Origin of the sequence: Bradyrhizobium sp. Arg816, assembly GCF_029989365.1 — a bacterium.
Lineage (GTDB): Bacteria > Pseudomonadota > Alphaproteobacteria > Rhizobiales > Xanthobacteraceae > Bradyrhizobium.
In genome coordinates this window covers 62,875-86,588 of record NZ_JAPRAQ010000017.1, presented here as the reverse complement: position 1 = coordinate 86,588, position 23,714 = coordinate 62,875, and the positions used below count along the sequence as shown (strand labels likewise).

Annotated in this window: 17 protein-coding genes; 12 read left to right on the top strand and 5 right to left on the bottom strand. The window is 62.0% G+C overall.

The window, feature by feature from the left end; genetic code table 11:
• Positions 1–181: 181 nt before the first annotated feature.
• From OWC48_RS32070 to OWC48_RS32030, 9 genes are read left to right on the top strand one after another with little or no spacing between them, the layout of a single operon-like run.
• Positions 182–2,050 (top strand): type VI secretion system Vgr family protein, encoded by a 1,869-nt coding sequence (locus OWC48_RS32070; RefSeq protein ID WP_282523564.1) that lies wholly within the window; start codon positions 182–184, stop codon positions 2,048–2,050.
• A gap of 5 nt (positions 2,051–2,055) precedes the next feature.
• Positions 2,056–2,619 carry a DUF6931 family protein gene (locus OWC48_RS32065; protein WP_038935432.1) on the top strand — a complete coding sequence of 188 codons (564 nt, stop codon included), beginning with the start codon at positions 2,056–2,058 and terminating at the stop codon, positions 2,617–2,619.
• A gap of 12 nt (positions 2,620–2,631) precedes the next feature.
• Entirely contained in the window at positions 2,632–3,990 is a 1,359-nt protein-coding gene (tagH, locus tag OWC48_RS32060; RefSeq protein WP_282523563.1) for a type VI secretion system-associated FHA domain protein TagH, read from the top strand.
• A 48-nt stretch (positions 3,991–4,038) separates the two neighbouring features.
• Entirely contained in the window at positions 4,039–5,376 is a 1,338-nt protein-coding gene (tssK, locus tag OWC48_RS32055) for a type VI secretion system baseplate subunit TssK (protein WP_282523562.1), read from the top strand.
• Complete coding sequence (gene tssL / locus OWC48_RS32050) at positions 5,373–6,899, top strand: type VI secretion system protein TssL, long form (protein ID WP_282523561.1); 1,527 nt, start codon at positions 5,373–5,375, stop codon at positions 6,897–6,899. The genes tssK and tssL overlap by 4 nt, the downstream gene beginning before the upstream one ends.
• 43 nt (positions 6,900–6,942) lie before the next feature.
• Positions 6,943–10,482 carry a type VI secretion system membrane subunit TssM gene (gene tssM / locus OWC48_RS32045; RefSeq protein WP_282523560.1) on the top strand — a complete coding sequence of 1,180 codons (3,540 nt, stop codon included), beginning with the start codon at positions 6,943–6,945 and terminating at the stop codon, positions 10,480–10,482.
• The gene (gene tagF, locus OWC48_RS32040; RefSeq protein WP_306664578.1) at positions 10,479–11,180 is read left to right on the top strand and encodes a type VI secretion system-associated protein TagF; all 702 of its coding nucleotides are present in this window, start codon (positions 10,479–10,481) and stop codon (positions 11,178–11,180) included. The genes tssM and tagF overlap by 4 nt, the downstream gene beginning before the upstream one ends.
• Before the next feature lie 6 nt (positions 11,181–11,186).
• Entirely contained in the window at positions 11,187–11,963 is a 777-nt protein-coding gene (locus OWC48_RS32035; RefSeq protein WP_014493500.1) for a PP2C family serine/threonine-protein phosphatase, read from the top strand.
• A complete protein-coding gene (locus OWC48_RS32030; RefSeq protein WP_306664568.1) occupies positions 11,960–13,768 on the top strand; it encodes a serine/threonine-protein kinase in 1,809 nt (602 codons plus the stop codon). The genes OWC48_RS32035 and OWC48_RS32030 overlap by 4 nt, the downstream gene beginning before the upstream one ends.
• A gap of 9 nt (positions 13,769–13,777) precedes the next feature.
• Here the strand turns inward: OWC48_RS32030 and OWC48_RS32025 are convergent, their stop codons facing one another.
• Both OWC48_RS32025 and OWC48_RS32020 read right to left on the bottom strand, forming a co-directional pair.
• On the bottom strand, positions 13,778–14,761 hold the full coding sequence (locus tag OWC48_RS32025; protein ID WP_282523557.1) for a DUF4424 domain-containing protein: 984 nt from the start codon (positions 14,759–14,761) through the stop codon (positions 13,778–13,780).
• An 86-nt stretch (positions 14,762–14,847) separates the two neighbouring features.
• On the bottom strand, positions 14,848–15,129 hold the full coding sequence (locus tag OWC48_RS32020; protein WP_028156828.1) for a hypothetical protein: 282 nt from the start codon (positions 15,127–15,129) through the stop codon (positions 14,848–14,850).
• A 158-nt stretch (positions 15,130–15,287) separates the two neighbouring features.
• On the opposite strand from OWC48_RS32020, the gene OWC48_RS32015 reads away from it, so the two are divergent.
• The 3 genes from OWC48_RS32015 (at position 15,288) to OWC48_RS32005 (ending at position 19,515) form a co-directional block, all read left to right on the top strand.
• Entirely contained in the window at positions 15,288–17,012 is a 1,725-nt protein-coding gene (locus tag OWC48_RS32015) for a hypothetical protein (protein ID WP_282523556.1), read from the top strand.
• Positions 17,013–17,069: 57 nt separating this feature from the next.
• Positions 17,070–18,848 (top strand): caspase family protein, encoded by a 1,779-nt coding sequence (locus OWC48_RS32010; RefSeq protein WP_282523555.1) that lies wholly within the window; start codon positions 17,070–17,072, stop codon positions 18,846–18,848.
• Between the two features lie 109 nt (positions 18,849–18,957).
• Positions 18,958–19,515, top strand: coding sequence for a DUF4384 domain-containing protein (locus OWC48_RS32005; RefSeq protein WP_282523554.1), 558 nt, complete (start codon positions 18,958–18,960; stop codon positions 19,513–19,515).
• A gap of 17 nt (positions 19,516–19,532) precedes the next feature.
• On the opposite strand, the gene OWC48_RS32000 is transcribed toward OWC48_RS32005, so the two are convergent.
• The 3 genes from OWC48_RS32000 to OWC48_RS31990 form a co-directional block, all read right to left on the bottom strand.
• A complete protein-coding gene (locus tag OWC48_RS32000) occupies positions 19,533–20,519 on the bottom strand; it encodes a hypothetical protein (RefSeq protein WP_282523553.1) in 987 nt (328 codons plus the stop codon).
• A gap of 140 nt (positions 20,520–20,659) precedes the next feature.
• Positions 20,660–22,441 carry a caspase domain-containing protein gene (locus OWC48_RS31995; protein ID WP_404979845.1) on the bottom strand — a complete coding sequence of 594 codons (1,782 nt, stop codon included), beginning with the start codon at positions 22,439–22,441 and terminating at the stop codon, positions 20,660–20,662.
• A gap of 452 nt (positions 22,442–22,893) precedes the next feature.
• Positions 22,894–23,664: an isoprenylcysteine carboxylmethyltransferase family protein gene (locus tag OWC48_RS31990; protein WP_282523551.1), complete on the bottom strand. Its 771-nt coding sequence runs from the start codon at positions 23,662–23,664 to the stop codon at positions 22,894–22,896.
• Between the last annotated feature and the right edge of the window lie 50 nt (positions 23,665–23,714).

Sequence of the window (23,714 nt, the reverse complement as noted above, 5' to 3'; positions counted from 1 at the left end):
GTGAACCGGCAAGCTCTTGGAGCCGACTACTTGATGCCCGTTGTGGAACGTCAGGAAGCCCAGCCTTGGGGCGGGCTTGCCGGCACTGCCGGTGGCGCGCAGGATTTCCGTCGTTCTTGCATAACGTCTGATCAGCTTTTTGCAGCGGGTCATTCGATCGAAGGAGGGAGTTTAAGCCCACATGGGCCAGCTTACTCAGGATACCCGCCTCTGCGAACTCAAGACGCCTCTTGGCAAGGACGTTTTGGTTTTTGCCGGATTCGAAGGCTCGGAAGGTCTCAGCGAACTGTTCGAGTATCGCATCGAGTGTCTCAGTGAGGATGCCGACCTCGACTTCGACCGCGCTATCGGTCAGCAGTGCACGCTGACCATAAAGCTGCATGAAAAGGAGCGCGAGTTCAGTGGCATCCTGACGGAGGCCCAGTGGCTCGGGGTGAAGAACGACTATTTCAGCTACCGGATCGTGCTGAGGCCCTGGTTATGGCTGTTGTCGCGGACCACCGATTGCCGGATCTTTCAGGACAAGAAGGCGCCCGACATCATCAAAGAGGTCTTCAACGAACGCGGCTTCACCGACTATGAATCCAAACTGACCGAAGAGGGTTCTTGTCCGAAGCTCGAATATTGCGTTCAGTACCGCGAGACCGACATGAACTTCGTATGCCGGCTGATGGAGCAGCACGGCATCTACTACTTCTTCAAGCATGAGGGTGGCAAGCACACGCTGGTGTTGGCGGACTCCAAATCGTCGCACAGTCCGATCAAAGGTCTTGCTACGATTCCCTACATCCCGCTGGCGGGGGCCGACCGGCGAGGCGAGCAGCACATCTATGAATGGGTATCGGAGCGACGGTTTCGTACCGGCAAGATCGAACTCAACGATTACAACTACCAGAAGCCCAACGCTCAGATGATCAGCGACGCCAAGGGCTCCGAGCATTACACTCGGTCGGAGATGGAGTTTTACGACTATCCCGGGAAGTTCAAGGAGAAATCCGACGGCGAGCGCTACGCGAAGATCCAGCTCCAGGCAGAGCAAGCGATGGATCGGCGTCGCCGCGGCAATGGCGACGCCGTCAACCTGTTCCCCGGTGGGCTGACGAAGCTCGAAAAGCACTCCAAGGACTCGCAGAACGTCGAATACCTCGTGGTGCGAGCTGTGCACTCGTTCTCGATCGAATCCTATCGCACCGGGGGGCCGAGCGACGCAGGGCAACACGTCTATTTCGGCAGCTACGAGTTCTTGCCGAGTGATCGGCCGTTTCGAGCGCTGATGATGACGCCGAAGCCAAGGATCAACGGCATCCAGACGGCCAAGGTGGTGACCAAAGACGATAATTCGAGCGAGGAAATCGACGTCGAGTCCCTGGGCGAAATCTATGTCCGCTTTTTCTGGGATCGGAAGAAGAAGCGGTCGTGCCGGTTGCGCGTGGCTCAGGTTTGGTCTGGCAAGCGCTGGGGCGGTCAGATCATCCCGCGCGTCGGACAGGAAGTCGTTATCGAATTCCTGGAGGGGGATCCGGACCGGCCCCTGGTGATCGGCACCGTGTACAACGACGAATACAAGCTGCCCTACGATCTGCCGTCGAAGAAGACGATTGCGGGATTGAAGTCGGATTCCACCAAAGGTGGCGGCGGCTTCAACGAGTGGAACTTCGAGGACAAGAAGGGGTCCGAGAAGATCACGGTGCATGCCGAGAAGGACCACGACGTAACGGTCCGCGACACCGAGACACGTACCATCGGCGAAGCTGCATTTGGCGGCGACACGCGCAACACCACGCTCAAGAACGGCAATGATAAGCTCGATATCCAGTTGGGTGGTCAGCACATCACTTTGGCCATGGACCAGTCTGTCAATGCGGGCATCAGCATCACGCTCATGGCCAATGCCAACATCACCCTACAGGTGGGTCCTAGTCAGATCATCCTGACCCCGGCGGGCATCGTCATCAACGCGCCGACGATCGCCATGACGGCGCAGGCCGGTATGGCGCTTGCTGCCGGTGGTCCGCTGGTCGCCCACGGCACTCCAACCCTTGTTGGTTGACGGTCATGGGACAAGTTCGGTTCGGTACGGTCCAGGATCTGTTTCAGGCCTATCCCCTGGCGCGTTATGATGTCGGCAAAGCCGACGCTGACAAGCCTTCGCTGGACTTCCTTCAGGAGGCCGCCGATGCGCGGAATTGGCACCCGGCCGTGTCTTACTGTGCCTATCTGCTTCCCAGGCGCGTAGCAGTTGCCTGGGGATGTCGCTCTCTGCGACTGATGTTCGACCATTTCGACGCCAGCGATACCAGGTCGCTGAATATTGTGGAGACCTGGGTCCGGCAACCGGACGAGCAGTCCCGGAACAAGGCGCTGGCTGTCGGCAATGCCAATGATCCTGAGCAGCCAGCGACATGGCTGGCGCTGGCGGCCGGCTGGTCCGGCGGAAGCGTGGTTCCCCCGGAATTTGCGCCCGTGGAAGCCAAGCCAGATCAGGCCGCGCGGGCGGTGCGTGCCGCACTGCTGATCGGCCTCTGCCGGCTCCCCCGTGACTCCCGGGACCGGATAATGACGTCATGCCTAGAGGATGGTATTCAATTGGCTCGCGGCGAACCGCGCCCTCCACGCTAACGAGACGATGTGATGGTGCTTCGCTTTAATATCGAGAACGAACCGAACCTTCCGGATGGCGGACCTGTGTCGTTTACGGTCACCGGCAGGCGTTCAGTCGATATTGGCCGGGACCGTCACCTCGACTGGACGCTGCCGGATCCGGCGCGGACGATTTCCGGAAAGCACTGCGAGGTGCACTTTCGCGACGGTGGCTATTGGCTGCACGACGTTTCGACCAACGGCACCTTTCTCAATGGTGCCGACCAGCGCATGCGGGGGCCGCACCGCTTGCGTGACGGTGACCGACTCACGATCGGCCACTACATCATCGGAGTTTCGCTGGAGAATGAGGCTGGCGGGCGCAGCCCAAACCATGAGGCGCAACTGCGCGAACCCTCAGTCCAGCAGCATGCCAACTACGGAGAGCTTTGGGCAGCCGATCGTGACATTCCGCCGCCGATCGATCCGCAACTGTTGAAGAAGCCACGCGAGGCGGCGCGGCCCGTCAATCCGGGGTTCCTGGATTGGGCGGCGAGCGTCCCGGCACCGGGTGTCGACCCATTCCGACGGTCACAGTCGGCGTCTGCGTACCAACCGCCCGAGCAGGACGACGACATGAACTGGGCAGCCGGTCCGGCCAACGCGCCGAAACCGCAAGTCGAGCGCCCGCCCATCATGCCGACCCCACGCCGGCCGTCGGCATGGATCGATGATGAACCAGCTGCTGCCCAGCCGCCAGCATCGCCATCGCGTCCGGCGCAAGCGGCAGACGCGGGACCTGTCACGGCCAAGCCAGTCGGCGAGACTGAGTTCGCGCGACTGGTGGCGCGCGCTGCAGGATTGCCGGACAATTTCTTTGCCAGCAAGTCCGATGCCGAACTCGCCGAACAGCTTGGCATCATCTTGCGTATGACCGTGGATAGTCTGATGGCGCTGCTGCAGGCGCGCACCCAAGCCAAGCAGCTGACCCGTAGCACCAGCCAAACCACCGTCCAAGCCGTCGAAAATAATCCGCTGAAGTTCTCGCCGACCTCGGAAGAAGCGATGCGCATTCTCTTTGGGCCGCCGACGCGCAGCTACCTCGACGCACAGCGCGCCTTTGCACAGGGCTTCAGTGATCTCAAGTCACATCAGTTGAAGACCTACATGGCGATGCAGCACGCTGTCCATGAGCTGATTGCGGGCATAGATCCGACGCTGATGGCGCGCGAGCTCGAGCTTCAGCGTGGAGCAAGCTCCTGGCTCGGCACGAACAAGGGCAAACTCTGGGACGAGTTCTTGACGCGCTGGAAGGCGCATCTTGGCCGCGACAACAGCGCGCCGATCGAAACCTTCATGTTGTATTTCTCGGACTATTACGACCGCGGTGACAAGCCCGGTTCAAAGTAAACTATCGGCGACCAGGCGGCTGCCGACAATTTCTAAGTGGATGTAGGAATGTCTTGGTACAGCAAAGTTTTCTGGTCGGAAGGTCTGTTTCTGCGGCCGCATCATCTGCAGCAGAACGATCGCTACATCGAACACTTGCTGGAAAAGCGCGTTCGCTACACGACACCATACCCGTGGGGCTTTGCCCAGCTAGAGATCGACAAGGATCTTACCGAACAGAGCAAGTTCGCGGTGCGCAATGCGTCCGGCGTCATGCCGGACGGCACGCCGTTCGATATCCCTGCGGACAGCCAAATTCCCGAAGCGATCGATGTGCCGGAGACGGCCGCAGGCCAGATCGTCTGGCTGATGATGCCGGTCGCGGCGCCAAACACCCGCGAGGTCGACGAGGATCGCACCGACAGCGCCAGTCGTTATGTTCGTACTTCGGAAACCTTCATTGACTCGACCTCTGCGCTACGCATCGAGGAAGAGATCGACATCGCTTATCCGCGCCTGTCGTTCGAACTGCGCAAGAGCAGCAAGCCCGGATACATGGGCCTCGGCATCGCGCGCATTCTCGAGGTGCGCGACAAGAACATCCTGTTCGACGATAAATTCGTGCCGCCGATCCTGATCTGCGCCGCGCATCCGATCATCGATGGCTGGCTCAACCGCATCATCGGCTGGGTTGAGACCAAACTCGACGAGCTGGCGCGTTACGCGGTCGATCCGTCATCCGGCGGGGGGTTGCAGAGCGTCGACTATCTGGTCCTGCAAGTGCTGAACCGTACCATTCCCGTCCTGACTCATTTCCAGCGCTCCGGCAGCGTGCACCCCGAGCGCCTGTACGAGGAATTGCTGAGATTCGCGGGTGAACTTGCGACATTTTCTACGGCGGAACGGAGGGCGCGCAACTATCCAGCTTACGATCACGACGATCTCGAGAACGTCTTCACACCCTTGGTGAGCGACATCCAGGACTTCTTGAGCGCGCGATTGGGCCGGCGGGCGATCCGCCTGGAGATCATCGAGCGCGCACAGAATGCGTTCGTGTCGCCGATCCGCGATCGCGCGCTATTCCGAAATGCGACCCTGGTGCTGGAGGTTGCCGCACGGCGGCCGCTCGTGGAGATCCAGAACGATTTCCCGCACCTGTTCAAGGTCGGGCCGAACACCAAGATGAACGAGATCGTGCACGCAAACTTGCCGGGCCTGACCTTGGCGCATTTGCCGACGCCGCCCCCGCATATCCGGGCGATCACGGATCACGTCTATTTCTATCTCGACCGCAAGTCGCCGCTGTGGCCCGAGTTCAGCACGGCGGCCTCGATCGGAATGCACTTCTCCGGCGACTGGCCGGAGCTTGAGCTGTACCTTTGGGCTATCCTGGAAGACAGGCCATGAGCGACAGGGACAAGCCGGTTAATCCTTTCGGTCGGGGTGAACGGACGATCATCCGTCCCAACCCCGGCGGGAAGTTGCCGCCGGCGCCGACCTCTCAGCCTCCGCCGGGCGAGGGCCCTGCGGCACGTCCAGGCTATTCGCCATCACCGGTACCCTCTCCCGGCGCGCCGGCGCCACCGCCATCATTTTCTCCTGTCCCGCAGGGCTCGAACTACGCCTCCGCGCCGGCCAGCCATCCCGCTGAGGAATGGATATCGACACCCGCGCAAGCCCAGGCGCAGCAGCCCATGCTACCGCCCGGACCGCCGTTGCGCGTCGACGATCTCGTCGCGCCAAATGCCAATCCAGTGATGCGCGCTGCTGGCCCGTTGCTGCAGCTGCTTGGTCGGCTGCGGGTGGCGCTCATGCGCGCGTCATTCGCGAGTTTGATGGAGCAGGTTGCAGACGCGATCAAGTTCTTCGAGAAGGACATCCGTTCCGCGGGCATATCCGAGCACCAGGCCAACACAGCGAAATACATCCTGTGTGCCACCGCCGACGATATCGTGCAGCACATCCCGACCGAGGAGCGCCACGTCTGGACGCAATATTCGATGCTGAGCCGGTTCTTCGGCGAGCGTGTCGGCGGCGTCCGTTTCTTCGAGATTCTCGACCATTTGAAGGTCGATCCACTGGTCAACTATCCGGTCCTCGAACTTCAGCACGCCTGCCTTGCGCTTGGTTTTCAGGGCATTCACCGGACGTCAGGGGGCGGACTTGCGAACCTGCAGCTGATCCAGCGTAACCTCTATGAATTGCTGCGCCGGGTCCGGCCGAAGACGATGAGCGACCTGTCGCCCAACTGGCGCGGGCAGGCGCTGGCGGGGCGCCGGCAGCGTCTGCGCGTTCCGGTCTGGCTCGTCGCGGCCGTCGTCGCCGCGTTGCTGACCGGGTCCTATTTCCTCCTGCGGACGCTCCTCGCCGGCCGGGCAGAGAATGCTGCCGAGGTGGCGCTCGCGCTCCATCCAGCCGGCCCGATCGAGCTCAAGCGCCAGGTCGTTGCACCACCCCCGCCGCCGCCGCCTCCACCACCGCCGGATCGCATCACCCAGTTGCAACGCATCCGCAATGCGCTCGCGAAGGAGAACACCGCCTGTGCCATGACGGCGGACCAGACCCCGAGCTTCATCGTGATCAGAGTCTGCGATCTGGCCTTGTTTGCATCGGGCCAGGCGACCATCCTCGACGGTTTCAAGCCGATCGCACTCCGCGTCGCAGCAACCCTCGACAAGGAGCCGGGTCGGATCCGGGTCGTTGGCCATACCGACAGCTCGCCGATCCGCACAGTCCGCTTCCCGACAAATTTCGAGTTGTCGGTCGAGCGCGCCAAGGCGGTTGCCGCGGCACTGAAGCCTGGCTTGACCGATGGTTCGCGCGTCGACGTCGAGGGCAAAGGAGCAGATGCGCCAATCGCCAGCAACACGACACCCGAGGGACGCGCCAAGAACCGGCGCGTCGAGATCTTTATCGAACGCAGCGAATAGGCAGATACCGCCGGGTCAGGTGGTTTGCGACAGGTACGGTTAGATGCTTGCCAAGGACATCCTTCGCATCGTTCTCTACGGAGTAGGGCTCAGCTCGCTCGGAGCGGTGATCTATCTCGCCGGTCCCTTCATCGCGTTCGGCGACTGGCGGCCGCTGGAGAACCATATCGTCCGGCAGATCGCTATTCTGCTGCTCACCACGGTCGTGGCAGGCATCGTTGGCCTCAATCTGTTCAAGCGGCGCAAGAGTGCCAAGGAGATTGCCGATGGCATCGCTGGTGCCGACCAGCCCGTCAGCGATGAACCGGTGCTCAAGGAGCGCATGAAGGATGCGCTCGCGACGCTGAAGACCGCCAGCGGCAACAAGTCGGGCTATCTCTACGATCTGCCGTGGTACGTCATCATCGGTCCGCCCGGCGCCGGCAAGACCACGGCGCTGGTCAATTCCGGGCTCAAATTTCCGCTCGCGCGCGGGGCGACGCCCGCAGCGATCGCGGGGGTCGGCGGTACGCGCTACTGCGATTGGTGGTTTACCGAGGAGGCGGTGCTGATCGATACCGCCGGCCGCTACACGACCCAGGACTCCAACAGCAAGGCCGACAAGGACAGCTGGCTGGCGTTCCTGGACATCCTGAAGAAAAGCCGGTCGCGCCAGCCGATCAACGGCGTCCTTGTCGCCATCAGCATCGAAGACATCCTGACGCTGCCGAAGCAGGAACTCGCACTTCACGCCGATGCCATCAGGATGCGCCTGCTCGAGTTGCATCAGAGGCTCAAGGTCAGCTTCCCGGTCTACGCGCTATTTACCAAAGCCGATCTCGTTGCCGGCTTCACCGAGTATTTCGCCTATCTCGGGGAGGCCGGCCGCCGCCAGGTTTGGGGTGCCACGTTCCAGACCGCAGACAAGACCCAGAATCTGGTGGGGCAGATCCCGGTCGAGTTCGACCGTCTGCTGGAGCGCCTGAGCGAGGAGACGCTCGACCGTCTGCAGGACGAGCCGACGCCCCAGCACCGCGTGCAATTGTTCGGCTTTCCGGCACAGATGGCGCGGCTCAAGCCCCAGATCCACGACTTCCTCAACCAGATCTTCGAGCCGACGCGCTATCACGTGAACGCGAACCTGCGCGGCTTCTACTTTACCTCGGGTACGCAGCAGGGCACGCCGATCGATCAATTGATCGGGTCGCTGGCACGTACGTTCGGCGCTGAGGAGGTCGGTTCCGGATCCTATTCGGGCACGGGCAAGAGCTTCTTCCTCGCCGATCTGATTTCCAAGGTCATCATCGGCGAGGCCGACTGGGTCTCGACCGACCGTGCCGCGGTGCGCCGCGCGCTGATCCTGAAAACCGCGGCCCTGTCATTGATCGGCCTGGTCTCGATCGGACTGATCGCAGCTTGGCTGATGAGCTACAAGCGGAACTCCGATTTGATCGAGCAAAGCCTGCAAGCGGATAGCGAGTATGCGGCCGCCGGCGCACCACTTATCAAGCAGACGCTGATTGCCGATCATGATCTCGACAAGGTGCTGCCGCTACTCTACCGGCTGCGCAACGCCCCGGCAGGCTACGGATCGCGCGGCGAGTCGGTGCCGCTGTCGGCTCGCTACGGGCTCAGTCAGCACGCCCGCCTGCTGTCGCCCTCGAAGGCGGCCTATCATACGGCGCTTGAGCGCATGTTCCGGCCGCGCCTGCTGTATCGCCTCGAGGAGCAGCTCAATGCGCGCATCAACGAACCTGCCTTCGTCTACGAGGCGCTCAAGGTCTATCTGATGGTCGGCGGCCTGCAGTCGCCGGACCGCGAGCTGATCCGCTCCTGGATGCAACGTGACTGGGCGGACAACCTCTATCCTGGCGCCACCAACGCGGAAGGGCGGCGTCTGCTCGACGAGAACCTCGTGGCAATGTTCGACCTCGAGACCGAGCAGCAGCCGCTGGTCGAACTCGACGGCCGATTGATCAAGCAGGCCCAGAGCTCCCTGGCGCGCCTGAGCGTGTCGCAACGTGCCTACGAGTTTCTGAAATCGGAGGCTCGCGCATCGACCGCTGGCGACTGGATCGCTAGCCGCCATGGCGGACCCGACATGGGTGTCGTGTTCGAAACCACGACGGGGCAGCCTTTGGATGCGGTGCGGGTACCTGAGTTCTTCACGTATAACGGCTTCCAGCAGAAGTTCGTCGCCCGGCTGTCCGGATTGTCTGGGCGGATGAAGCGGGAGCGATGGGTTTTGGGTGATGCAGGCCAGCAGTCGGCCATCGACCAGCAGTACGACAATCTGGCCGGCGATCTGCTCAACATCTATTCCAACGATTTCGTGACGACCTGGCGAACGGCGCTCGGGAGCCTGCGCCTGAAGAAGTTGCTCGCCGACAAGCCGAAATACGAGGTGCTGCGGGCGCTTTCGGCGCCGACCTCGCCGATGCGGCAAATTCTGGAATCGGTGCGCGACGAGACGATGCTGACCAAGGAACGGGCGAAGCCGGCGAACGCTTCGGCGCCAGCTGCCGCACCGGCTCCGGCACTCTTCACGAATGCCCAGGATGGACCGCCTGGCGCGACGATCGAGGCGCAGTTCAAACCTTACCACGCGGCGCTCGAAGGCGAGAGCACCCGCCGGCCGATCGACTCGACCATCGCGAACCTGAACGACATCTCGCAGAACTTGACGTTGATCATCGAGAATCCCCAACTGACGGCACAGGCCACGGCTGCGCTTCAGACCCAGGTCGCAGCGCTCCGCAACAATGCCTCGCGCATGCCGCCGCCATTCTCCGACATGCTGCGCGCAGCAGCCGCGGAGTTCGAAGGCAGCATCGCGGCTTCAACCGCCGGGCAAATCCTGCAAACGTTGCGCGATCAGGTCACGCCGGTCTGCCAACAGACCGTGACCAACCGCTACCCGTTTGTCCGCAGCAGCGGCCAGGAAGTCCCGCTGGCGGATTTTGCCAAATTGTTCAGTCCGAATGGCGTTATGGACAAGTTCTTCACCCAGTACCTGGCACCTTATGCCGACACGTCGCGGTCGGACTGGGCTTGGCGCAAGGAGAGCCCCGTTGGTCGGTCGTTCTCGCCCGACACGCTCAAACAATTCCAGAATGCGGCTTATATCCGGGATGCGTTCTTCCAGACGGGCGGCGGTGTGCCCGCCGTTTCTTTCGCGATCCGGCCTCCTGGGGCACCGGGGCCAGGCGTGACCGTCAAGACCGAGATCGGCGGCACCACGATTGCGAGCCCAACCATTCCCGGACCGGCCACTTCGTCCTTGTTCGGCGGTCCGCAACCGACGCCACCGCCACCACCGCCACAGAGCAACTCGCCAACGACCGTCCTATGGCCGGGCCCGGCGCCGCGAACGGCGATTTCAGTCAGTAACGACACCGGCGCGCCATCCGTGCTCGAGCGCATTGGTCCCTGGTCGTTATTTCGGATGCTGGAGGCGGGCTCGTTGGTTGTGAAAGCGGAAACGGCCAGCGCGACTTTCATCGTCGCGGGGCGCGAGCTCAACTATCAAATTTCGACTGGGTCGTTGCGCAACCCGCTGAACCTGTCAGTGCTGCGCGAGTTTCGTTGCCCGACCGGGATATGACCATGCGTTGCGGGCTATTCGGCAAAATCGGCGCCAAGCGCGATTTCATCGCGATCGCGACCCCGCGCAGCTTCCTGGAAGCCTGGGAGCCGTGGGTACAGGCCGCGCTGTCAGCAAGTCGCCACCAGCTTGGCCCAGGATGGCAGCAGGCCTTTCTGACCGCGCCGGTCTGGCGGTTTTGGCTCGGCGCCGCGATCTGCGGCACGACAGTGGCGGGTGCCATCATGCCCTCGCTCGACGGGGTGGGGCGATACTATCCCTTGACCCTGCATGCGGTGACCGGCGAGGCCGTCTCGCTGCCGCCGCCGAGCATTGATCCGCAGGACGAATGGTTCGGGCAAGTGGAAGCGTTCATGCTTTCGACGCTGGATCGGGCCGCAACCTTCGAGCAGATCTCCGATGCATTGGATCGGCTTGCGGTGCCACGACTGCAGGAGACCATCGCCGGCGGCCCGCCGATCACGTCGCTTGGTACTGCGGCAATGGGCAGGGCTTCGGCGGTCGACGCCTTCGCGGGGTCGTTTGCAGCACTTTGCACCGCCAACCCACAGGTGTACGCCGCGGCTAGCTTCTGGTGGACCGCCGGAGGGGAAGGCTTTCCGCCAATGGCGCTGAGTTGCCGCGGATTACCAGATCCGTTTCACTACATCACGCTGCTGACCGGTGATCTCGGCCACGCGGCATCCGGGAATGGGTGACACGCGATGGTGCATATTCCATCCTTGTTCGATGTTGGTAGCGTCACCCATGCCGGACGGGTGCGGGAGCGGAACGAGGATTCATGTTTGGTACGAACCGACGTCGGCCTTTGGGCGGTCGCCGACGGTATGGGTGGTCACGAGGCCGGCGATCTCGCCAGCCGCATTGTCGTGCAGTCGCTTGACGCGATCGGCACGCCAGAATCAGCCGCAGACCTGCTGGCGGAATGCGAGGAGCGGCTGTTCAGCGCAAACCAGCAGATACTGGCGCTAAGTCATGAACGACAGGGTGCCACCGTCGGGACCACAGCGGCGGTTCTGCTCGTTCGCGATAGCTACTATGCCTGCATATGGGCGGGTGACAGCCGGGTCTACCTGATCAGTCGTGGCGCAATTAGCCAAGTGTCGCATGATCACAGCGAACTGGAGGAACTGATCGCCGAAGGCGCGTTGTCGCGCGAAGACGTGAACGATTGGCCGAGCAATGCCATTACTCGTGCCGTCGGTGTCGCCGATGATCCGGAATTTGAGGTGGTGACAGGCCCGGCCGAGCCGGAGGATATCTTCGTGATCTGCAGCGATGGCCTGACCAGGCACGTGCAGGACGACGAGATCCTGCAGCACGCGGCTACGCGACGCGCCCAGGCGGCTTGCGATGACATGCTCGCGCTGGCTCTTGATCGTGGCGGGCTTGACAACGTGACGATTGTGATCGTGCGACTGCTGACGCCACGATCTCAGGAGGCGACAAGATCTCCGCTCAATCGGGAGCCGCAACCATGACCCCGAACGATCCGTTCCGATCGTCCTATCACGGCGTGCCGCCCGGCACCCGTCTCAACGGCATTTACGAGATCGAAGCGGTGATCGGCGCGGGCGGCATGGGTGAGGTCTACAAATGCCGTGAGATCCAGACTGGATCGCCCGTTGCGGTGAAAATGCTGCTGCCCGACATGGTTGACAACGAGGCGGCGCTCGCGCTGTTCCGTCGAGAGGCCGCGGCACTCCACAATCTTCCGCATGACGCGATCGTTCGCTACTTCCTGTTTACCGTGGAGCCGGTGCTGCAGCGACCTTATCTCGCGATGGAATTCGTGAATGGCCGCTCGCTCTCGAACATGCTCGACGATGGGCCGTTGGCCTTCGAAGCGCTGATCAGGCTGATGCAGCGCGTCGCATCGGGACTGGAGGCCGCCCATGAGCACGGCATCATCCATCGCGACGTTTCTCCGGACAACATCATCGTTCCGCTCGACGATGTCAGGCGGGCCAAGATCATCGACTTCGGCATCGCGCGGTCGACCCAGATGGGTGACAAGACCATCATCGGCTCGGGCTTCGCCGGCAAGGACAATTACGCATCGCCGGAACAGGTTGGGTTGTACGGCAATGACGTGACAGCGAAATCCGATGTCTACAGCTTCGGTCTTGTGCTGTTCCATGCGCTGACCGGACAGAAACTCGACATGGGCGGCAGCCAGTTTCAGCTGGTGGAGAAGCGCCGGCGTGTGCCCGATCTCGGTGCGGTTGATATGCGAATCCGGCCTTTGCTGGAGCGGATGCTGCAGCCTGATCCGGCGTTGCGCCCGACCATGGGGGAGGTCGCCAGCTGGACGCCAACCGGTTCGGCCCAGACACCGGCCGCGCCGTTATATGGCTTCGATCCGCTACGGCGGCCGGAAGGCGCGGCGCCGGCGTCGCAGGACAGGATGCCGTCGACCGCGCGGAGCGCGCGCGGCCTCTGGCTGGGGGCGGGCGTGGCGGCATTGTTGCTGCTGGTCGGCGGTGGTGGATATGCCTTCTACAAGCTGGTCTGGTCAGCGCCCGGCACCGCGGTCTTGCCGCCACCTCCGAAACTCGCTGGAACAATGGTGCCGCCGAAGGTCGAGCCCGCTGGACCACAGCCCGGACGCCAAGAGACAGAGAAGTTGTCCGCGCAGCCGACGGCAACGCCGTCTCCGACACTCGATGGGCCGGGGCGAGCTGAGCGCATCCGCAAATACGTGGCCCAATATTCTGGCGGTGACTGCTTCTTTGTCTTGCCGATTGCTGTGAGCCCAAATGCGGCTGTCATCGAAGGGTTCGGTGCCTCGACCGCCCCATTCGACACCTTCGACAAAGCGTTTCGGCGTGAGCAGGGTTTCGAAGCTTCGGTCGGCGTCAGGCAAGTGACCCAGGCGCAATGCCCAGCCGTCAAGTTCTTGAGTCAGGTCGGGAGCGATCAGGCGCGAATGCCGCGCATCACCCTGTCGGCGACAGAGCTGAAGGGCGGTGAAACCCTCAATGGGACCATTGAGAACTTTGCCAACCGCGTGGTCGAGCTGCTCATGGTGTCGGACCGCGGCGAAGTCCAGAGCCTCTCTTACCTTCTGAAGCCGGGCATCGACTCACTTTCGTTTACGCTCCCGACAGCGCGCGCGAGCGGTCCGCAATTGCTGTTGGTCGTGGCGGTTCCGCAGGTTCTGGACTCATTGCGCCAGCCGCGACCGATGGCTGCCGACACGTTCTTTCTGCAGGCGCTAAGCGAGGCTCAGCGCAACAAGGTGACTGTCATCGCGGCCGCACGCTACGTGCTGCTCACCAATTGACCGGCACGCTCAGAATGTTCCGATCACCAGGATTTTCAGGTCGGCGTCCGGCTTGAAGTCGCTTGCCGTATATTCAAGCATGTTTCCAGTAGCAGACGATGCCTTTAGCCGCCCAGGACAGAAGCTCACCAAACGGTCGCTGCCGCCTGGGTCGATAGTCAGTTTGAATGAGCGGATCGGCCCGGCCCAATTCGCGCCAGTCTTGAGCACATACGATATCCGCCGCTCCTGCAGATTCGCGCTGTTGGTCTGGTTACTGCCCGCGCGCTTGTCGAGTTCGGCGAGGAACGTATCCTGGACGCAATACTCTTTCCGGTAACGCGCGACTTCCTGAGCGAGTGCGCCGCTGCGGCGCAGGCTGGAGCGCAGGATGGTGTCGGGACTGGAGCCTACGCTCGGCCGGTACTGGTGTTCGACCAAGACGGTGCGCATTGGCGGAAACACCTGCTGGCGCACAGCCGAGGTCTTGATAACCCAACCCGGCGCATACTGCTTCCGACCGTTGTCGCTCATTCCGGCAGGCATCAGAAGTCCGTCGTCCACGAGCCGGGCCCGGGTCGCCTCAGGCAGGTCGGTCACCCGGATCTCGCGGCTACCAATCGGCAGCAGCGGCAATTTGAGTTCGCGGAGCAGGGCACTGACATCCCTGCTGCCGACCATGGCGCGCTGATCGACGGTCAGCGGCGCCGGGCTGCCATCGACCTTGGTCTCGAAGTCGACGAAGTTGATCGGATCATCTGACGGCAGTGCGATGTTCTCAGCCTCCGACAGGTCGATGTCGGGCAGCGGAAAGGCAACTGTAAGCGTGACCGGCTTGGCGGTGACGTTGGCGAATTGGTAGCGAACGCTAATCCTGTCGAGCGCGATACGAAGGTTCTCGCTCTCCATGGCCACGTCATTGGTGCGTACGAACTGGAGCCCGCCGATCGACAATTCCGCAGCCGAGTCGTTGGCGCGTGCCGGCGAGCCCGTCGCAACCAGCAGCGCGATCATCAAGGCCCGTATCCGGGGGGAGGGTCCGTTCGGCAAGCTGGTCTCGATGCGGCGTCGCAGCATATGCTGGTTCCATCCGATGCGGGTCAATCGATCGGCTGATAAAGATCACCCCACTCGGACTTCCAGACCCCGTCTGGATCGCACACTACGAGCGCGAGCTTTACGTCGTTTGCCAGCCGGATCGCGCCGCGAAAAGCATCCTGAGCCGGCAACTGCGCGCTGACCTGGTCGGTGGTCAGCCGTCCCCCGCTCGCGGCGGCCGGCAGTACGATCGATCCGGAGATGCCGTCATTGTCGCGTTTCAGGACAAGCGTGATCGCGTCGGGCTGGACTTCGCTCACCTGCTCAAATCTATTCCGGGCCATGTTTTGCACCGCAAGCTGAAGACATTTCGGACTATCACCGTCCAGTGATAGATTGAACGTGATTGAGATTGCTCACCACTAATTGACGCGCCGCATCAACGGCATCTCGGATTAGTCGATCCGACGCGGCGATCGGTTCGGGGTACATTGAGGCGAACATGCTTCGTCCAAATCGTTGGATCTGGGTCTTCATCGTTGGCGCTGGCATTCTTGGAACCAAGGCGTATGCCGACGATACTGTCGTACGCAGCTTTGCCGGCGGTTCGGCTGCTTCCATGGTCGGCATCGTTCCGGCCAGCGAGGACGTGGAACTCGCGGGACCGCAAGCACTCAGCGCCGACGGGCAGGGCAACCTGTTTGTGCTCGATCAGATCAACGGTCGCATCCTCCAGTTTGACCCGAAACAGGCAAATTCCGATCCTGACGTCCTCAAGATGCCGAAAGACGTCCAGCCGACCGATCTCGTCGTCCACAACGACGACATCATGGTTTGGGACGGCGGCGTACGGACGCTGAAGGCGGCGCCGGGGCAATCCACGCGCGGCCTCGGTGGTGATGTGATCCAACTTGAAGAGGTCTCGAGCCGCGGCGCGGACGACCAGGTCGCCGTCTCGGCTTTTGCCCAGATGGGATCACAGGCGCCAGGCAGCGCGACCGACTTGCTCGACCAGAACACCCGCGCGGCCATCATCAAGACGACCCGGCAGCCCGACCGGCAATATGTTGCTACTCGAAGCAAGGGCTCGGTGATCGCCGACATCATTCCGGACAAGGGCAATGCCAGCGTACGGGTCGAAATCCAGACCATGGTCACCAACGAGACGATCGGCCAGCTCGGCCTGCGGGTGCGCAACCAGCTCGGCACGGTAGAGTTTCTCGAGATTGACAACAGTGACCGCTTCTATGTGTTGGCGGAGGACGTTCCGCCATCGGGAAAGAATGCCTCCACGTTCGTCGCACGCTATGCCGCGAACGGGCGTCTCGAAGGAATCTATGAGCTTCCTTTGGAAAATACGCCGCTGACCCGGCGGTTCGTCACGGTCTCGGGCGATGGCGATGTCTATTTCCTGCGGACCAAGCCGGACGGTATTGAAGTGGTTGGCGTGGGCTTCAGGCCTCTGACCAACGCTTCGATTATCGACGTGCGACCGTCGCGAACGGCAGCCGCGCCGGCACCGCAATCCGACGTCAAATTTGACGCGTCGGCCGCCGTGAGACCGTCCAATCGCCAGCAGGCGATCGAGACAGCGTTTGCGTTCGAGGGCATCCAGTGGAAGCTGACGCAGGCGAATTACGGCAACGATCCCGACAGCCAATGCAGTGGCTTCAGCCGTGTTCGTCGGCCGTGGTATCTGCAGGGAAAGGTGAACCAGGAGGTGCGCGGCGTACCCTATTGCTGGGGCTGCCACGGTTCGCTCGCGAACTTCCGGCAGCGGATCGAGAGCGGAACGCTGGCCGGCAATGTGTGCACTCGCAATGCGCCACGGCCGGATGTGGCTGGCGTCGACTGTTCGGCATTCGTCAGCGCCGCGTGGGGGCTCTCCGTCCACTACACGACTGCCGCTATCCCCGCGATCGCAGCCCCCGTGGCAAATCCCTGGGACCTGAGGCCCGGCGATGCGCTGAACAAGCCGGGCTCGCACGTGATGTTGTTCCTGCGGTTCACGCCTGATCGCAAGGCCGAGGTGATGGAATCCTCGACCGGTGGCTGCAACGGCCGCGTCTGCCGCAACGTCTATCCGTTGGCGAGCCTGCTTTCGCGCGGCTACGTTCCGGTCCGTTTTCGAGCCTTCGCGGACGATCAGGCGGCAGTTTCCGCGAGCGCCTATCAGGAGACCGAACAATCGCCGGCGGGCCGCAAAACGGCAAGCAAAAGGCGCTGAACCCGGTGTGTCGCCGGAGCTACAAAATGGGTAGGCATGATGTCGAGGTGGATCACGATGCGGATGCCCAGAGGATTTGATTGCGGGATCAGGCGGCTAAGCGCCACCATCGGGCTCGCTGCGTTGATCGGACTGATAACCCCTCACGCATATGCGGCGGGAGGATTGTCGATCAGCAATCCGGACGGGGCGGCGGTGCGCGCGCTCGTGATCGGGATCGACGACTACCAGCGCGTGCGCAAATTGAAGGGCGCGGTCGCTGATGCTACGGACATCGTGACCAGCTTGAAGTCCATGGGGGTTGCCGACGTCGTCGAGCTGACGAACGCCCAGGCCGACAGGGCAAGCGTCCTGCGCGAGATCAGTGCACTGGTGGAGCGGACCAAGAACAACGACCTCATCTTTCTGTCGATCGCCGGTCATGGCACCCAGGAACCGGAGCGTGTCAAGGGCTCGGAGCCGGACGGAATGGAAAACGTGTTCTTGCTGCCAGGCTTTGAAACTACGCCAACCGGGTCGGTTGAACGTGTTCTAGGCAGTGAGTTCAACCATTTCATCCGGCAGTTCGAGCTGCGCGGGGCGAGGGTGATCTTCGTGGCTGATACCTGCCACGGCGGCGGTATGGTGCGCGACATCGATCCGCGTGCCGCTGAGATGAGCTTCCGGCAGGTCCCGCGCTACACGTTGCTGGTCGACGAACTGAAGCCGGTGTCGGACAGCAACGATCCGAAGTCAGAACTCGATCTTGACCACACGGCGTTCCTGGCTGCGGTGGACCGCTACACCAAGGCGCCGGAAGTCCGCATCCCTGGCATCGATGGCCTGCGCGGGGCTCTCAGCTATGCGGTCGCGCGGGCGGTGGAGGGGAGCGCGGACATCAATCACGATGGGAAGGTGACGCTGAAGGAGCTTTTCAGCAATGTTCGACAGGTGGTCTATCAGCTCTCGGACCAGCGCCAGAACATCGTCACCATATCATCGCCAGCTCAGACGCCGGATACCGACCTCGCCTTCGGATTGACGCGGGGTGTCGTGCTGATTCAGGGGCCGGCCGCGAGAGCGGCCTCTGGGCCGGCCGGATCCGGGGCCATCGAGGGACAGGCGCCCGCTCCGCCGGCTGTCACGGCCAAGGCACCAACCGTTCCGACCCTTGCCGCCGCGGCGACCAAGGAACTTCCGACCGGCGACGCGCCGGGGCCTCTCCGCCTCGCGGCACCGATCCGGCTGGCGGCGCTCGACGGCAAGACGAGCTATTTTGCAAGCGTGAAGCCGAAAGATGTTCCCGTGCAGGCGGTTCAACCGACGGACAATCCCGACCTGATATGGGATCCCGTGTCGCACGACGTGATCGCGTGGGGCGACGTGGTCGCCTATGGGATCGACGTTGCAAACTTGCCGACCGTAGTCGACCGGACAGCGGCAATTCGTGAACTGAAACGCATTGCGACCCGGTCGCCGCAGATCATGCGCATCTGGCCAGACGATCGCCAACAGCGTGCCGGCCAGACTGTCGAAGTTGATCTGTCTGATGTGGGGTCAAGAGCGGTGCTGCTGTTCAATGTGTCCGGCGATGGCACCATCCAATTGTTGTATCCGGTGGGTTCTGATGCGGCGCTGGCCCGATCGGCGAGCTTGCGCCTACCGCTCAGGGTCGGTGAGCCGTTCGGTGCGGAGCAGATCGTTGCGGTGACCTCGCAGCAACGCATGGTAGATCTCGAAACAGCCCTGATGCAGTTCAACCGGCGTCGCGCCTCGGGGCAAGTGATCAAAAGTCTCGAGCGTTACTTGCCCGCAGACGCGCGAATCGCCTCGATCGGCTTCTTCAGTGCCCCCTGACTCCTAGGGGGAGCAGGCCATGCCGTCATCCCGGCCGATCCGCCAGGCGCGACCATGGCTCGCATTCCTGCTGCTACTGGCGGGTAGCGGAGCTGCGTCCGCAGCACCATTGCCGACGGCGTCGTTGCATGTCGGCACGACGTACGCACGCTGGCTTTGGCCTGCACAAGCGGTGCGCGGGCAGACCAATACCGCGAGTGTGTCCCTTCAGATCCTGCCGAGCCAGACCGTCAACGTCGGAGGCAAGGTCTCGTTCGGCGTCACCGCCAGGAAGACTGGATATCTCATTTTGGTTGACGTCGACGCGGAAGGGCGGATGTCCCAGATCTTTCCAACCCCCGAGCTATTGGCGCAGTCGAACGACCGCGACATCAATCGCGTCAAGCCGGGTGTCGAATTTGTTGTTCCTGCCCCGGCGGCGCGACAGCGTGGTTTTGAATATGTCGTCGCACCGCCGACGGGGTCCGCAGTGATGATAGCCATCCTGAGCGAGCGACGCGTGCAATTGCTCGATCTGCCGGACATGCCCCGCAAGCTGGAAGGTCAGGACGACGCGTTGAGCTATCTATCGGCCTGGACCAGCGAGCTGCGCGTGCCGGACAACAGCAGCGGAAAGCTCGTGACGAACAATTGGTCGTTCGACGTCAAATCTTATTCAATCAAGTGAGTCCTGTGAAGCTTGGGTCATAGCTTGCTCAGTCGGCTGAAGAAGCCACCCCGGGCGATCATGTAATGAATGTCCTTTGGAAAGGGAAAAGCGCTGCGAACGTTGGAAATTGCGTGCTGGAGGAATTCCCCGCGCTGCGGCGCTGGCTTATGCCGCGGCTGGTCCGCGACCTGCGGTATCATGAAGCGATCCACGAAAGCCGGGTCAAGATCGTTGACCCTGACCATCTGGCCAAATGCCGGGAATAGGTCGTAATGACCCAAGCTTACGCTGAGGTTCTTGAGGGCAGGGCGCTGAGGCTGAGTTTGATTGCCATCGGTCGTCGCCAGCCCACGCCCGATCAGGTCCAGCTTCACCGATTGCGGCAGAGTTGATGGACCATACACGATCTCGAGCGCCCGGCCGCTCTGTCCGGACAGCCATTGGTACCAGAAGGTCGCATCGTCGGGCCGCGCATTGGCACCGTAGAGGCAGTCAAATCCCCAACAGGACGTCAGCTTGCCCTGATACTTTCCAAGGCTTCCGACGAGATTGCGCATGCCGTTACCGCCGCCGGAGTGGCATGCGATGATGAGCTTGCCGATCTGGAGCTGAGGAATGGACGTCGAGGAGAGACCCAGGAACCTGGCAAGAGCTCCAAGGATCTCCTCGAGATAGCGTTCGCCCCAGTTCGCGGTTGCCAGGTCAGACACGCTGTAGTTTCCGGCAAAGGTGTCGCCAACGGCATATTCGTAGCCCAGGAACGGCGCGATAAGCACTACGTCCTTGCCGGAATCCCGGACCTGTTCGCGCAGCCGCGCTGGATCGCTGTGGAAGAGGAATTCATGGTTTTTGACATAGAAGCCGTGAAGCCAGATCACGACATCGAACTTGGTGGCAGCTGTTGGGTGCTTTGGCGGAAGATAAACCGCCGTCGGCTTCATGCCGGGTGCCTGTCGCTTCGTGAAGAGCGTCAGCCCGGGAAAGGCGTTGGCGTCCTTTTGCTCAAGCTCACACGCAACCACGCAGGTCGCTCCGCTTCGGCCAATCCAGGCACGGACCTGGATGACCCAGTGTTAAGCTCTGCCGCCCGTCACACCTTCTCGACACCAAGATCCGCGCGGCCTCCTGGCCTTCCATGACGCCGTGGCAGCCTTGCGCGTTGCTAGTTGCAGGACTCGACATTACCCACGTTGCCCCCGGGGCCGCCGCCGCCACGGTATTCGAGGTGGCAGCCGCTTCTAACCTGACGGCACAGAGATTGATCGCAAACGACCTGACCACCGCCGCCGCCGGACCTCGCAGTTGCTTGTCGCCGCGGAACGTCGGCTGCCGGCGCCGGCCTCTCGCGTGCCGAACGATCCGCACGTGACGGACGCTCGTCGGTGTTGCGCTTTGCAACCGGTTTCTTCTCGCGTCGCTTCTCGCATTCATTGTCGTCGTTGAGGAACGAACCCTCGGCACAGGTAATCCTGCTGCACTGGTCACCGTCAGCCTTGTAGCCATGATCACAGATCAGGGGACAGACCCGGGAAGGCTTGAGCTTGATTGCGTCAAGCGCGTCGAGACTTGCGAGCTTGGCGTCGAATTTGGTTCCCGCGTGCTGGTTGAAGAGAGCCAGCGAGCGCTGTGAGGCCGCATTCCATTGGCCATTGACGGCGCCGGTGAAGCAGCCGACGCGGCTCAATTCGCCTTGTACAGACTTGGCGATATCTACGGACTTGGAGAGATCGGCCTTTGCGATATCGGTCTGGCGCGGCTCGTCGCTCAGCGCGGCAAGCTTGGGCGTCTTGCTGTCCTCGGCGGGCGTAGCGGCCGCGGGGTTATCCGCGACGGTACTCTCAGCAGCCGGCTTATTCCCGGAGAGTGCAGCGACGATTGTAGATTCGGATGCAATACGTTTCCGTTCCGCCTCTGCGGCCTGCTCCTGCGCCGCTTGCTTCGTCTTCTCGGCCGCAATCCGGGCCTCTTCCGCAGCCTTCAGTTCCGCGGCCGCCTTCTCCTGGTCGGCACGCTGGGCGCCCTGGGACATCAGGCGAGCTCGCTGCTGCTCGGCCTCCTGCGCTTTCGCCGTGGCCGCGACGCGTGCGTCCTCGGCGTCGAGTTGATTGAGCTGCAGCTTGGCCAGATTTGAGTAGTATCCGTCCGGATGTTGGGTCAGGAACGCGTTCAGAGCAGGCTTGTTGCGGAGCTGCAAGGCCAATTCGTAATCACGTCGAATTTCCGACTGGGGGTTGGCCGCCTGTATCGGCTCCTCAGCCTTGGTAGCCGGAACAAGCGCAACGTCTTCGCCGCCGAGCGAGCCGTAGACATAGGGCTCCTGTCGGTTGCCCGTGGCTTGCAAGACATCGTCGCGGACGAAGCCGAAAGCCCTTCGCAGGTCGAGCCCCGGCTTTGCGATGTACTTCACGAGAGCCGTCGCGTACGGACTATTCTGGCTGTTGCCATCGAGTGCGGTCAGTCCCGCTTTGGCGGCAAACGCGATCAGCGTGTTGGAGACGGTGGGTTCGACCCTGGCCAGCCCGCGGCTGATCGATCGCGAGGCAACTGTACGTTTCATCGAGTCGGCAAACGGATTGTTGCGGCACGCGTCGACGATCACCACGCGTAGTTGCCTCGCAGGCTCAATCGCCAGCAGGACGCGGTCGAGCGAGAATGCTTCGTCATAGATGTCCGTGTCACGTTCGAGTCTGGCGTCGGTCGGGATCAGATAGTTTGTCCCGTCGATCTCGATACCGTGGCCAGCGTAGTACACCAGGGCTATGTCGGCATTGCGGGCCTGATCGGCGAATTCTCTCAAGGCCCGCCGCATATCGGTCGCGGCGAGGTTAAGTCTCGAGTCAACCACATCGAAACCTGCTCCCTTCAAGGTCGCGGTGATAGCCGCAGCGTCGTTGGCCGGGTTTGGGAGCAGAGGGGCGTTTTGATAGTTGGCATTGCCGACCACCAAAGCCACGCGCTTTGTCGCCCAGGCTGGCTGAGAGGCCAGGAACAGCGAAGCGGCGAGAAGAAGCAAAACTCGAAAGTGTCTGTACACTCTCATGGCTAACACCCAACCTATGCCCGTAGAATGGTGACGTCGCGAAGTTCGTACGCTACCGGCGGCTGCCTATCTGCATACAGTACCAATCTCGAGCCCGATCCATTCCTATGTGTTGTTTCGAAATGCGGACGCGTTCAAAAGGCATGGAAGATATTGCGCCGGGCGTTGTGCGCCGATTCATGTGGATGATAGGCGCACGCCAGTGCTTTGCTGAGGGCGCGATCGTAATATAAGATATTGATATAGAACGTTTATTTTTTTTGGGAGCTGCTCGTGGCAGCGCAACACAAGACCTCTGGCGTGGTTCAAACCTGAGTTCCGCTGAGCCGCACATCGAGGAGACGTGAAGCGCGGTGTCAGGCGTGCGGATCGATCGCCTTGGTCGAGAGCTCCGGCCCGGCCTGATGAGCTCGCCGCCCGAGTCTCGCGGGGATCAGACCTGCAGGGATCAGAAAAGGAGTTGCCGCGGCATAGACGTCATATTCAGGGAAGGCCAGCCTTAGAATCCGCTCTTCGTTGATCATTCGTCGGCACTGAATCATCGCAACCACGATGGCGATGAGCACGGCAAGTGGTGAAAGGACCTGAAGTGTGACACCGACCAGCGCAATCCCCTCACATAGGTAGAGGGGATGCCGGACGACTCGATAAGGCCCGTCCGTCACAAGGCGCCTCGCCTCCGGTAGAATGCTAAAGGATTTGCCCAACCAGCGGAGTACCACGATAGAAAGCGAGATCCCCACCAGGATCAACGTCGTGGACAGAGCTGACCAGATCGGGCCGAGCTCTGCCTTCGGAAGAAAAGCGAGTGCGACGGTCGGAAATGCGCCCAGCAAGGCCGAGACCCGCATCTCAACGCCCTTCGACTTCATTGTCGGGACCAGCCGGGTCATGGTTGTCAGTGCAACGAGTCCGAGGAACAGGACGTTGGCAATACTGGCTGCGATCATCAGCAGGTTGTCCACGCTGCCCAACGGAAGGCGATGGATGCTGGCGGCGCCAATGAGAGCAGACCCGCCATAGACGATCACGATGGCCACCCTGGAGGTCCAGTCCAGCCAGGGATTGACGCCGCCGGCGATCCGGTTCCTGGCTGTCGCCTCCTGGCCGACCTTCGCGTCAGTCACAGCAGTGATCTCGCTCGCTCAAAATCTGCCTCACTAGACGCCAGGCCTCC